General features: G+C 64.7%; 10 protein-coding genes and 1 other RNA gene. 6 read left to right on the forward strand and 5 right to left on the reverse strand.

Features of this window, described 5'->3' with window-relative positions; genetic code table 11:
* The first annotated feature begins 18 nt into the window (after positions 1–18).
* The 5 genes from VFB05_RS19465 (at position 19) to VFB05_RS19485 (ending at position 7,832) form a co-directional block, all read left to right on the forward strand.
* Positions 19–1,338, forward strand: coding sequence for a UDP-glucose/GDP-mannose dehydrogenase family protein (locus VFB05_RS19465; RefSeq protein WP_325015066.1), 1,320 nt, complete (start codon positions 19–21; stop codon positions 1,336–1,338).
* A 177-nt stretch (positions 1,339–1,515) separates the two neighbouring features.
* Complete coding sequence (gene hrpB / locus VFB05_RS19470; RefSeq protein ID WP_325015068.1) at positions 1,516–3,993, forward strand: ATP-dependent helicase HrpB; 2,478 nt, start codon at positions 1,516–1,518, stop codon at positions 3,991–3,993.
* Positions 3,994–4,085: 92 nt separating this feature from the next.
* Complete coding sequence (locus tag VFB05_RS19475; protein ID WP_325015070.1) at positions 4,086–5,537, forward strand: NCS1 family nucleobase:cation symporter-1; 1,452 nt, start codon at positions 4,086–4,088, stop codon at positions 5,535–5,537.
* Between the two features lie 134 nt (positions 5,538–5,671).
* Positions 5,672–6,193, forward strand: a complete 522-nt coding sequence (locus VFB05_RS19480) for a TIGR02281 family clan AA aspartic protease (protein WP_325015072.1) — start codon at positions 5,672–5,674, stop codon at positions 6,191–6,193.
* A gap of 139 nt (positions 6,194–6,332) precedes the next feature.
* Entirely contained in the window at positions 6,333–7,832 is a 1,500-nt protein-coding gene (locus VFB05_RS19485) for a phosphomannomutase/phosphoglucomutase (protein ID WP_325015074.1), read from the forward strand.
* A gap of 41 nt (positions 7,833–7,873) precedes the next feature.
* Here the strand turns inward: VFB05_RS19485 and VFB05_RS19490 are convergent, their stop codons facing one another.
* The 5 genes from VFB05_RS19490 to VFB05_RS19510 form a co-directional block, all read right to left on the reverse strand.
* On the reverse strand, positions 7,874–9,340 hold the full coding sequence (locus tag VFB05_RS19490) for a methyl-accepting chemotaxis protein (protein ID WP_325015076.1): 1,467 nt from the start codon (positions 9,338–9,340) through the stop codon (positions 7,874–7,876).
* 18 nt (positions 9,341–9,358) lie between these two features.
* Complete coding sequence (locus tag VFB05_RS19495) at positions 9,359–9,691, reverse strand: hypothetical protein (protein WP_325015078.1); 333 nt, start codon at positions 9,689–9,691, stop codon at positions 9,359–9,361.
* Positions 9,692–9,757: 66 nt separating this feature from the next.
* Complete coding sequence (locus VFB05_RS19500; protein ID WP_325015080.1) at positions 9,758–10,267, reverse strand: Lrp/AsnC family transcriptional regulator; 510 nt, start codon at positions 10,265–10,267, stop codon at positions 9,758–9,760.
* Between the two features lie 206 nt (positions 10,268–10,473).
* The gene (gene nudC, locus VFB05_RS19505) at positions 10,474–11,424 is read right to left on the reverse strand and encodes an NAD(+) diphosphatase (RefSeq protein ID WP_325015082.1); all 951 of its coding nucleotides are present in this window, start codon (positions 11,422–11,424) and stop codon (positions 10,474–10,476) included.
* Positions 11,425–11,430: 6 nt separating this feature from the next.
* Positions 11,431–11,850, reverse strand: a complete 420-nt coding sequence (locus tag VFB05_RS19510) for an HIT family protein (RefSeq protein WP_325015084.1) — start codon at positions 11,848–11,850, stop codon at positions 11,431–11,433.
* A gap of 258 nt (positions 11,851–12,108) precedes the next feature.
* Here VFB05_RS19510 and ffs point away from each other — a divergent pair.
* Positions 12,109–12,205, forward strand: an RNA gene (ffs, locus tag VFB05_RS19515) — signal recognition particle sRNA small type.
* The last annotated feature ends 88 nt before the right edge of the window (positions 12,206–12,293 follow it).

The following is a 12,293-nucleotide window of genomic DNA, read 5'->3' on the forward strand; positions in this document are numbered from 1 at the left end:
TACGGAGACGGCTATCTCATGCGAATCGCGATGATCGGCACGGGCTATGTGGGTCTGGTTTCCGGCGCCTGCTTTGCGGACTTCGGCCATCAGGTCACCTGCGTGGACAAGGATGCGGAGAAGATCGCCGCCTTGAAGCGCGGCGAGATCCCGATCTTCGAGCCCGGCCTCGACACGCTGGTCGCAACCAACGTCAAGGCGAAGCGGCTGGACTTCACCACTGACCTGTCGGCGCCGGTCGCGGAAGCCGATGCCGTGTTCATCGCGGTCGGTACGCCCTCGCGTCGCGGCGACGGGCACGCCGATCTCTCCTACGTCTACGCAGCCGCGCGGGAAATCGCGAGCGCGCTCTCCGGCTTCACCGTGGTCGTGAACAAATCGACCGTGCCGGTCGGCACCGGCGACGAGGTCGAGCGGGTGCTGCGCGAGACCAATCCGCAGGCCGATGTCGAGGTCGCCTCCAATCCGGAGTTCCTGCGCGAGGGCGCGGCGATCCGCGACTTCAAATTTCCCGACCGCATCGTGATCGGCACCTCGGACGAGCGTGCGCGCAAGGTGCTGGCCGAGATCTACCGGCCGCTGTCCTTGAACCAGGGCCCGCTGATGTTCACCGCGCGGCGCACCGCCGAGCTGATCAAATACGCCGCCAACGCCTTCCTCGCCACCAAGATCACCTTCATCAACGAGATCGCCGATCTCTCCGAAAAGGTCGGCGCCGACGTGCAGGAGGTCGCGCGCGGCATCGGGCTCGACAACCGCATCGGCAGCAAATTCCTGCATGCGGGGCCGGGCTATGGCGGCTCCTGCTTTCCCAAGGACACCCGTGCGCTGATCAAGATCGCGCAGGACTATGACGTGCAGCTGCGCATCGTCGAGGCCACGCTCGGCGTCAACGACATCCGCAAGCGCGCGATGGCGCGCAAGGTGGCGAACGCGGTCGGCTCCAGCCTGCGCGGCAAGACCATTGCCGTGCTGGGCCTGACCTTCAAGCCCGACACCGACGACATGCGCGAGGCGCCGTCGATTCCGCTCGTCACCGGTCTGCTCGACATGGGCGCCAGGGTGCGCGCGCATGATCCGGTCGGCATGGAGCAGGCGCGCAAGGAGCTGCCCGAGATCGAATATTGCGACGACCCCTATCTCTGCGCCAAGGGCGCCGATGCCCTCGTGCTGGTGACCGAGTGGGTGCAGTACCGCGCCATGGACCTCGAGCGGTTGCGGCGGGAGATGGCCCAGCCGGTCATCGTCGACCTGCGCAACATCTACCGCATGGACGAGATGGCCGCGCACGGCTTCACGTATGAAAGCGTCGGCCGCACGCCCCTGAAGCGGACGTGATGTCGTCACCTCGCCCCGCTCTTTGCGGGGAGAGGTCGCCGCGCTCTTGCGCGGCGGGTGAGGGGGACGTTCCGCATTTGAACTGCCTGCCGGATTCGTGGTAGCGGCGCCTCACCCCAACCCTCTCCCCGCAAGGGTGGGGAGAGGGAGCGCAGTGGGGGATCACGGATTTCATCATTGCCCCGTAGCTTCGACACGCCCCTTCCCATCGACGCGGTTCTTGACGAGCTGTCCGACACGCTCGACAAGACCAACGCCGCCGTGCTGGTGGCTCCGCCCGGCGCAGGCAAGACTACGCGCGTGCCGCTGGCGCTGTTGGATGCATCCTGGGTCAGAGGCAAGAAGATCATCGTGCTGGAGCCGCGGCGGATCGCGGCCCGCGCCAGCGCCGAGCGCATGGCAAAGACGCTGGACGAACGCGCCGGCGAGACCGTCGGCTACCGCGTCCGCTTCGGCTCCAAGGTCTCGCGCGCGACGCGGATCGAGGTCGTCACCGAGGGCATTTTCTCGCGGCAGATCCTCGATGATCCCGAGCTGTCCGATGTTGCCGCGGTGCTGTTCGACGAATTCCACGAGCGCTCGCTCGATGCCGATCTCGGCCTTGCACTGGCACGGGATGCGCAGACGGGTTTGCGCGAGGATTTGCGCATCCTGGTGATGTCGGCCACGCTCGACGGCGCGCGGGTCGCAAAGCTGCTGGGCGATGCGCCGGTGGTTGCCAGCGAAGGCCGCGCCTTCCCGGTCGAGACCCGCTATCTCGGCCGCAAGCCAGACGTGCCGCTGGAGCGGCAGATGGCGGACGCGATCGCGACTGCGCTGCGCGCTGACCCCGGCTCGGTGCTGGCCTTCCTGCCGGGCGCCGCCGAAATCCGTCGCACCGAAACATTCCTGAAAGAGCGCATCCAGGACGCGGGAATCGAGATCGTGCCGCTGTTCGGCGCGCTGGATGCTGCCGTGCAGGACCGTGCCATCGCGCCGGCGCCGAAGGGCAGCCGCAAGGTGGTGCTGGCAACCTCGATTGCGGAGACCTCGCTGACCATCGAAGGTGTGCGCATCGTCGTCGATTCGGGCCTGGCCCGCGTGCCGCGCTATGAGCCCGACATCGGCCTGACGCGGCTGGAGACGGTCCGCGCCTCGCGCGCCGCGGTCGACCAGCGCCGCGGCCGCGCCGGCCGCACCGAGCCCGGCATCTGCTACCGGCTCTGGGACGAGCCGCAGACGGCATCGCTGTCGCCGTTCACCCAGCCCGAAATCCTGAGTGCCGATCTGTCGTCACTGGTGCTCGACACAGCGCAATGGGGCGTGACCGATCTGACCACGCTGCCGTTCCTGGATCCGCCCCCCGCACCGGCGCTGAAAGAGGCGAAAAGCCTGCTGCATGAGCTCGGCGCCCTGGAGGAGGGCGGCCGCATCACGGCGGAAGGCAAGAGCCTGCGCGCACTGGCGCTGCCGCCGCGGCTCGCGCGCATGATCGTGGATTCCGCGCGTTTCGGTGCGGCTGGTCCTGCGGCTGAGGTCGCCGCCATTCTCACCGAGCGCGGGCTTGGTGGCGACAGCGCCGATCTCACTGCGCGGCTCGACCAGTTCCGCCGCGACCGTTCCCAGCGTGCGCAAAGCGCGCGCGACATGGCGCGTCGCTGGGCGTCGCAGGTCAGGGCTGACAATCCCCCCTCCGCCGAGCCCGACGAATTGTCCATCGGCGTCATGCTGGCCTTTGCGTTCCCCGATCGCATTGCGCGCAACCGCGGCAATGGCAGTTTTGTGCTGGCCAATGGCCGCGGCGCCGCCATTGAGCAGACCTCGGCACTGGCACGCGCGCCCTATATTGCCGTCGGCGAGCTCACAGGCACGGCAGCCAGCGGCCGCATCCTGCTGGCGGCGCCGATCACGCAAGATGAGATCGAGGAGCGCTTCGCCGACCAGATCGAAACCGTGGACGAGGTCACGTTCGATCGCGGCTCGATGGCCTTGCGGGCGCGGCGCCGGCGTAGCCTGCATGCGGTGACGCTGAGCGAGGCCCCGCTGGCGCTCACGCCCTCCGCGGAGACCGCGCGCATCTTCGCCGCCGGTCTGGTCACCGCCGGCCTCGACAGATTGCCCTGGTCAAAGGCCGCTATCCAATGGCGCGACCGCGTGATGTTCCTGCGCAAAGCGGAAGGCGAGCCGTGGCCGGACCTCTCGGATGATGCGCTGGCCGCGCGGCAGGAGGATTGGCTGGTTCCGGCGCTCTACGACAAGACTGGGCTAAAGGACGTCTCGGCCGGCGATCTGTCGGACGCGCTGATGGCGCTGTTGCCGTGGGACTTGCGTGCGCGGCTCGATCGCGAGGCGCCGACCCATTTCGAAGCGCCGACGGGAACGCAGCTGGCCATCGACTATGAGGCCGAGCAGGGACCAACCATCGCCGTGCGGCTGCAGGAATTGTTCGGCCTCAACACCCACCCCTCGATCGCCGGCGGTGCCGTGCCGCTGGTGCTTGAATTGCTGTCGCCGGCGCAGCGCCCGGTCCAGGTCACGCGCGACTTGCCCGGTTTTTGGCGCGGCAGCTACGGCGCCGTCCGCTCCGACCTGCGCGGCCGCTATCCGCGCCATCCGTGGCCGGACGATCCGGCGAATGCACTGCCGACCCGCCGCGCCAAGCCGCGCGGAACGTGAGGCATCGGCACGGCGTTTGCTTCTCAGACTGGCGAGGCGCGCGAATGCGTGCTTAAATTTCGTGTCGCAGGCGCCCGTCCGAGGAGGCTGTCTTGGAAATCCAGAACGCTTCGCCGTCGCTTTACAACGAGGACCTGGCTCCGGCGACCGTCCGCAACTGGGGACCGTTCAGCATCTTCAATGTCTGGACGTCGGACGTTCACTCGCTCTGGGGCTATTACCTCGCTGCCAGCCTGTTCCTGCTCTGCGGCAGTTTCGTCAATTTCATCCTGGCGATCGGACTTGGCTCGCTCGTGATCTATTTTCTGATGACACTGGTCGGCAATGCCGGCGTCAGGACCGGCGTGCCCTATCCGGTGCTGGCGCGCGCCTCCTTTGGAGTCTGGGGCGCCAATATTCCTGCTCTGGTGCGGGCGATCGTCGCCTGCTTCTGGTACGGCGCGCAGACCTCGGCGGCGTCGGGCGCGGTCGTTGCGCTGCTGACCCGCATGGACAGCTTCAGGGCGTTCCACCAATCCACGCATCTGCTCGGCCATTCCGGTCTCGAAGTCATCTGCTTTGTCGTGGTCTGGGCACTGCAGCTCCTGATCATTCAGCGCGGCATGGAAACGGTGCGCCGCTTCCAGGATTGGGCGGGACCGGCGGTCTGGGTGATGATGCTGATCCTGGCGATCTTCCTCTGCGTCCGGGCCGGCGGCATCTCGCTGACCTCGCCGATCCCGCAGGACGTGCTGCTGGAGAAGACCAGGGATGCCGGCGTTCCCGGCGAGCCGGGATCGCTGGTGGCCGTGTTCGCCGTAGCGGCCACCTGGATCACCTATTTTGCCGCGCTCTATCTCAATTTCTGCGATTTCGCCCGCTATGCGCCGGATACGGCCGCCTTGCGCAAGGGCAACATCTGGGGGCTTCCCGTCAACCTGATCCTGTTCTCGCTGGTCGCCGGCGTGACCACCATCGCAGCCTTCGACGTCTATCACGAGGTGCTGCTGCACCCCGACCAGATCTCGGCCAAATTCGACAGCTGGTTTCTGGCGCTGCTTGCCGCGCTCACTTTCGCCGTGGCGACCCTCGGCATCAACGTCGTCGCCAATTTCGTCTCGCCGGCATTCGATTTCTCGAATGTCTTTCCCAAATATATCGACTTCAAGAAGGGCGGCTATATTGCGGCCCTGATCGCGCTTGTCCTCTATCCCTTCGCGCCATGGGAAGGCAGTGCCGCAACCTTTGTCGGAGTGATCGGCGCAACCATGGGGCCGATCTTCGGCGTCATGATGGTCGACTATTATCTGATCGCCAAGGGTGCGGTGAACGTGCCGGCGCTGTACCAGGAGAACGGCGAGTACCATTACCAAGGCGGCTGGAGCGTTCGCGCGCTGGTTGCCGCCGGCATCGGCGCATTGTTCTCTTCCGTCCTGCCAAACTTCACGTCGATCCTGCCATCCTGGTGGGGTGTCTATGGCTGGTTCTTCGGCGTCGGCATCGCGGGCGCCGTTTATTATGGGTTGCGTGTTGCCGTGCCGAGCCCGGTTGCAAAGACGGCCTGAGAATCTCTTGGGCGCGATCACGCCCGCATTAACCTTTCGCTCATCCTTTTCGCGAAAATGGCGGGGTTTGGACCTCGCCGCCGTCAAAGACTGTGTTCAAATCAGGCGGTCGTCGAGCGGTGAGTGGTGGCCTCATGCGTAACCTGATGATCTTTGCGGCGATCATGATCGCGCTCGGCAGCTTCATGGCCGAGATGGCGGACCGGATGACGCCGGCGGCCGCCGCTCCGAACCCGGTGAAAGTCGCCGTTGCCTCCGAGCCGGCCGCGCAGCCGCAGTCCGGCTCCCGCAGCCTGACCCTCGATCGCGACAGAAGCGGTCATTTCCTGACCGAAGCGCGGATCAACGGCCAGCGCGTCAACTTCATGGTCGATACCGGTGCCTCCGTGGTGGCGATCAACGAAAGCTCGGCCGCGCATTTCGGCCTCTATCCCTCGCGCGGCGATTTCACCGCCAATGTCACCACCGCCAACGGCACCATCAAGGGCGCCCGCACGCGTCTTGCGATGGTCGATGTCGGCGGACTCGTGCTGCGCGATGTCGATGCGCTGGTGCTGCCGGACGAGGCGCTGTCGGAAAACCTGCTCGGGCTGTCGTTCCTGTCGCGCCTGAAGCGGTTCGAATACAGCAACGGGCAGATGGTGCTGCAGCAGTAGGCTCGGGGCGCCGGTGAACCCTTCCACCCTGCCCGAATAATCATCGCCCCCGCCGCGATCCGGCCTTCCGCCGCGGCGATTGATTCGCTATGGCAGGTTCAACCTGCCGTTCCAAGTTCCCGACGAGGTCGTTTTCCGAATGTTTCCGAAACCGAAGCCTGCGCTATCCCCCAATACATACGCGTTCGAATCCGAGCCGATGGTGAAGCCGACCGGCTTTCGTGAATATGACGCGCGCTGGCTGTTCAACAAGGAAATCAACCTGATGGGCGTGCAGGCGCTCGGAATGGGGTTGGGCGCCTTGATCAGGGAGCTCGGGGTCAAGCAAGAGATCGTCACCGGGCACGATTTCCGCGGCTATTCGGCCTCGATCAAATATGCGCTGATCTCCGGCCTGATGGCATCGGGTTGCAAGGTGCACGACATCGGGCTCGCGGTGACGCCGATGGCCTATTTCGCGCAGTTCGAGCTCGATGTGCCCTGCGTTGCCATGGTCACCGCGTCCCATAACGACAATGGCTGGACCGGGGTCAAGATGGGCGCCAACCGCCCGCTCACCTTCGGCCCCGACGAGATGACGCGCTTGAAAGAGATCGTGCTCAACGCCGACTTCAAGACCACGGTCGGCGGCTCTTATCAATTCCATGAAAATTTCCCGGCGCGCTACATCAAGGACCTCACCAGCCGGCCGAAGCTGAAACGCAAGCTCAAGGTCGTGGTCGCCTGCGGCAACGGCACGGCGGGCGCGTTCGCGCCGCAGGTGATGGAGGCGATCGGCTGCGAGGTGATCCCGCTGGATACCGAGCTCGACTACACCTTCCCGAAATACAATCCGAACCCGGAAGACATGGAAATGCTGCACGCGATCCGCGACGCGGTGCTGGCGCACAAGGCCGATGTCGGTCTCGGATTCGATGGCGACGGCGACCGTTGCGGCGTGGTCGACAACACCGGCGAAGAGATCTTCGCCGACAAGGTCGGCGTAATGCTGGCGCGCGACATGTCGGCCATCCACAAGGACGCGCAATTCGTGGTCGACGTGAAATCGACCGGCCTCTTCATCACCGATCCGGTGCTGCAGAGGCAGGGCGCCAGGACGGCCTATTGGAAGACTGGCCATTCCTACATGAAACGGCGCACCAACGAGCTCGGTGCGCTCGCGGGCTTCGAGAAGTCAGGCCATTTCTTCTTCAACAAGCCGTTCGGCCGCGGCTATGACGACGGCCTGGTTTCGGCGATCGCGATCTGCGAGATGCTCGACCGCGCGCCGGGCAAGTCGATGGCGGACCTGAAAAACGCGCTGCCGAAGACCTGGTCCTCGCCGACCATGTCGCCGCATTGTGCCGACGAGCTCAAATACGGCGTGGTCGACGCCGTGGTGAAGCATTTTGAGAGTTTGCAGAAAAAGGGCGAGCCGGTCGCGGGCCAGAAGATCCGCGACCTTGTCACCGTCAACGGTGTCCGCGTCACAGTGGAAGACGGCAGCTGGGGCCTGGTGCGCGCGTCGTCCAACAAGCCGGAGCTGGTGGTCGTGGTGGAAAGCCCGATCTCCGAACAGCGCATGCGCGACATGTTCGAGGCCGTCGATTCGGTGCTGCGCACCCATCCCGAGGTCGGGGAGTACAATCAGAAGATCTGATATTCCCCGCTCCGCGTCTTGCGCGGAGCGGGTCACTCACCTCAGGCCACAAGCAGTGAGCCGAGGAAGTTGGCGACCTCGGCCTTTAGCTGTGCGGATTGTGACGAGAGCGCGTTCGCTGCTTCCAGCATGCTGGACGCCGCGACGCCGGTCTTGTCGGACGATCGGCCCGCCGTCTTGATATTCCCTTTGACGTCGCGGGTGCGGCTTGCTGCCTGTTGCACGCTGCTTGCAATTTCGCGCGTTGCCGCACCCTGCTGGCTGACGGCGGCGGCGATATCGTTGGAGATGCCGTCGATCTCGGCGATGGTGCCGCCGATCGCCTGAATGGCACTAACCGCCTCGCCTGTGGCGCTCTGGATATCCTGAACCTGTGCGGAGATTTCTTCCGTCGCTTTTGCGGTCTGATTGGCCAGCGCCTTGACCTCGCTTGCGACCACCGCAAAGCCCCGACCATGCTCGCCGGCGCGAGCGGCCTCGATGGTGGCGTTCAATGCCAACAGATTGGTCTGGCTAGCAATGCTTTGGATCAACGTGACGACCTCACCGATCTTCTGCGTACCCGCCGCCAGACCCTCGACCACAGTGTTGGTGCGGCGCGCCTCGTTGGCCGCCTTGGCGGCGATCTCGGCCGAGCGAGTGACCTGTTGGGCGATGTTGTTGATCGATACGCTGAGTTCCTCGGTGGCAGCCGCCACGGTATCGACATTGACCGATGCTTGCTCAGAAGCGTCGGCGGCCGAAGCCGTCAGGCGCGCGGTTTCGGCGTTGCTCGTGCTCATTGTGGAGGACAGGCCCTGCATTTCGCCGGCCGTGTCTGCGACGGCCTCGACAATGCTGCCCACTGTCCGCTCAAAGCCGGAGGCAAGCTCGCGGCGAGCGGAGTCACGGTCCTGCCTGGCGCGCTGCTCGCTCTCGCTGCGCTCCCGGAGAGCGTTGGCTTCGGCGGCACCGGCAGCTTCCGCTTCGGCGGCCTTTTGCGCGGCTGTCTCAAACAGCTGCGACAGCTTGTGCGCAAGTCCAATCAGCACGCCTGCCTCGATCAACAGGATGACCGCATGCAGAACCACCCGACCGAAGTCGGTGCCGCCGGGATAGATCGCGGCCGGCAGGATGAAATTGAGCGCGAGATGATGCAGGGCAACCGCGACAGTGCCGGCGATGATCGGCCGGTAGTCGCAATAGGCGACCAGACAGGCGAGCGCGGCGAAAAAGTACATGTGCACGTCAATTTGCCAGGGATGTCCCTGGAGCTGGTAGACGAACATCGAGACGTCGCCCATCAGCGCAACCGCAATGGTCAGGCGTGTCGAGAGTGCATCGCCGGCTGCTTTCCAGGACAGGCTTGCGGCAAGCGCCATGGCTGCCATGAATGCCGTCGGGATCAGCCAGTCTCCGCGCATCATGCCGATGACGAGGGAGATCGGAACGTGCAGCCAGAGCACTGCAAGCAGCGCCTTGCTGGTCGTGTCGCGCAAATTCGCCAGATCATCGCTTTCGATGGTCATTCCCAGCCCCTCACAACATCATTGCAAAAAACATGCGGTGATGGCTTGCGGGTCCAGCACAAGCCAAACCCCGGCCTCGCGCAGCCGCGCCAGTCCGTCGTGCCGGTCCGGCCGCACCACCAGAAGGGACGGAACCGCCGTCATCCTCACGATTGCAGCGTCTGCCGAGCCCGCAGCGAGAAAGGCTCGCTGGGAGTCCCACCATGGCGGAAAAGCCACGGCGACGACCTCGGCACCCGGACGGACCTGTAACGACAGTGCTGTGATCGCGATAAAGCTTGCGATCAGCAGCGCGGCAGCGTTCAGCCAGGCAGGCCATCGCAATCTCGGGATGGTGTTTGCCCGCTCCATCCCGGCAAGAATATTTCGTGAGACCTAACCGTCGGTAAATGATCGGCAAGTTGCCGCAGCTGGACCTTACGCCACCGCCGGCACGGGCAGCGCGGTGATCGACTTGATCTTCTCCATCGCAAAGCGCGAGGTGACGTTCTTTAGCGTCACGGTTGCGATCAGCTTCTTGTAGAACACGTCATAGCTCTGCATGTCCGCGACCACGACGCGGAGCATGTAATCGACGTCGCCCGCCATCCGGTAGAATTCCATCACCTCGGGCATGGCGCTGACGGCTTCGGCGAATTTCTTCAACCAGGCTTCCGAATGGTCGGCGCTCTCCACCGAGACGAACACGGTGATGCCGAGCCCGATCTTGTTCTGGTCGACCAGCGCGACCCGGCGCAGGATCACGCCGTCGGCCTCCAGCCGCTGGATCCGCTTCCAGCAGGGGGTCGAGGACAGCCCGACCCGGTCGCCGATTTCGGCCACCGAAAGCGAGGCGTCCTCCTGCAGCACCATCAGGATCTTGCGGTCGATGGCGTCGAGCCGGCGGTTGGTTTCGTGGGGGGTGACCTGAACGGCGAGCTCGTTCATGAGAAAAATGTTCCATAGCTTGCGCTGTCACAACAAATATATAGAAAAATCTTCTATAGCAAGCCCCTCAAACGGGTGTGCGGAGCCAGAAAGCACCTGGGTCGTCCAAAAATTGCTTCAGCAACAATGAGTTGCGCCGCGGCGAGGCGGCCCGCGAATATGCATATAAGAAGATGTTCTAAGGGCGCGCGGCCACTCCTCGCCGCCTAGCGATCCCCGCTTTCCCCCACATGCACCCAGCGCCCGAGCAAATGATGGGCGATGGCGAAGGGATGCGGGCCGGCCAGCCCGTCCGGGTGCTTCCGCGTCAGCATCAACCGCGCTTCGTCGCGGTCGAACCAGCGCGCATCTTCCAGCTCGATGCGGTCGACCACGATGTCGTCATTGAGAGCGCGCGCCGTGCAGCCGATCATCAGCGACGACGGATAGGGCCAGGGCTGGGTCATGTAATAGGCGACGTCGGTGCAGCGGATGCCGGCCTCCTCGAACACCTCGCGCCTGACCGCGTCCTCGATCGTCTCGGCGGCTTCGACAAAGCCGGCGAGGCAGGAATACATGCCGGTGGGAAAACGCGATTGGCGGCCCATCAGGCATTTGTCGCCCTTGGTCACCAGCATGATCACGACCGGGTCGGTGCGGGGGAAATGCTCGGCCTTGCAGCTCGGGCATTCGCGCTTCCAGCCGCCTTCCCGCATCGCAGTCTTGGCGCCGCAATTGGCGCAGAAGCCGTGGCGCTGGTGCCAGTTGACCAGCGATTTCGCCATCGCCACCGCTGACAGCTCCTGCGGCGGGATCGCGCCCTGCATGGCCATGCCGCGCAATTCGCTCACCGCGACGTCGTCGCGGCCGATCAGCTTCTCGGCTGCGGCGGCTGCGATGCCCATGCCGAATACCGCCGCGCCATCGCGCAGCCCCAAGAAGATCGTCCCGGGATTGGCGCCGAATTTCAGGGCCTCGTCGATGGTGAGCAGCGCCCGCGTGGCTTCGCCGTCGCGCTTCACCACCAGCGAATCGCGGAACACCACGTAAGCGCGGGTTCTGGAATCGCTTTCCAGCGCCATCAGTCTGTCGTCCTTGGTGCGCAGATGCGCGGCACGGTCGAGCACATGGTTCACGAAGGCAGGGTGACCGAGCGGAAAAGCATCAGAAGAAGACATGTCTGTTCAACCCAACCAGATCTTGCGGCGCAATGCGCTGATGAAATGTTGTACCTCTTGGGCGTCGTGGTCGATCGGCGGCACCGCGCCCCACACCGGCCGCGGCCAGGCGGCGTCGGTCTTGCGCCGCGCGATCACGTGCACATGCAGCTGCGGCACCGCATTGCCGAGCGCTGCGATATTGAGCTTGTCGCACTTGGTGATCTCTTTGAGCGCACGCGCCACGCGCGAGGTTTCGGTCATCAGCTGGGCCTGCTCGATCTCGGAGAGGTCGATGATCTCGACCGCGCCCTCGTGCCGCGGCACCAGCAGGAGCCAGGGGTAATTGGCGTCCTTGATGACCAGCACCCGGCACAGCGGCAGGTCGCCGATGTCGATGGTGTCCTTCTTGAGCTGGGGATGCAGCGACCAGGCGGATTCGGGCATCGTTCTTCCCGGCATTGATTCGCGATGTTGTTAGCGCCGTCATTCCGGGGCGGTGCGCAGCACCGAGCCCGGAATCTCGAGATTCCGGGTTCGATGCCAAGGCATCGCCCCGGAATGACGGTGCAAAAAACCACATGCCCGGGCAGGCAAACCCGGGCACGGCTGCAGCTAAAGCCATTCCGTGTTCCGGCACAACCCCCGCAAACGCAGCCCCGACTCCGCTTGCTTTCTCGGTCTTTTGGCCCCAAATAGGGGCCGGGAGATTGGCGGTGGACGAGCCACTCGCCAACCGGGTCAGGTCCGGAAGGAAGCAGCCCTAACGAGGTCCGGATCGGGTCGCTCGTCAGTCTCCTACCTAATTTCTGATGCGAATCGCGCGGGAACGACGATATTCCGCCTGTGTTCGCGTCTTGGCGCGTGAGCCGTCATCTCGGCGCGCCAAC

It is taken from the genome of Bradyrhizobium sp. (genome assembly GCF_035652035.1).
Classification (GTDB): domain Bacteria; phylum Pseudomonadota; class Alphaproteobacteria; order Rhizobiales; family Xanthobacteraceae; genus Bradyrhizobium.

Coding starts and splice junctions, on each gene's coding strand:
- VFB05_RS19485 (WP_325015074.1), top strand. CDS start 6,333: ATGTTTCCGAAACCGAAGCCTGCGCTATCCCCCAATACATACGCGTTC.
- VFB05_RS19480 (WP_325015072.1), top strand. CDS start 5,672: ATGCGTAACCTGATGATCTTTGCGGCGATCATGATCGCGCTCGGCAGC.
- VFB05_RS19510 (WP_325015084.1), bottom strand. CDS start 11,850: ATGCCCGAATCCGCCTGGTCGCTGCATCCCCAGCTCAAGAAGGACACC.
- VFB05_RS19500 (WP_325015080.1), bottom strand. CDS start 10,267: ATGAACGAGCTCGCCGTTCAGGTCACCCCCCACGAAACCAACCGCCGG.
- nudC (WP_325015082.1), bottom strand. CDS start 11,424: ATGTCTTCTTCTGATGCTTTTCCGCTCGGTCACCCTGCCTTCGTGAAC.
- VFB05_RS19465 (WP_325015066.1), top strand. CDS start 19: ATGCGAATCGCGATGATCGGCACGGGCTATGTGGGTCTGGTTTCCGGC.
- VFB05_RS19495 (WP_325015078.1), bottom strand. CDS start 9,691: ATGGAGCGGGCAAACACCATCCCGAGATTGCGATGGCCTGCCTGGCTG.
- VFB05_RS19490 (WP_325015076.1), bottom strand. CDS start 9,340: ATGACCATCGAAAGCGATGATCTGGCGAATTTGCGCGACACGACCAGC.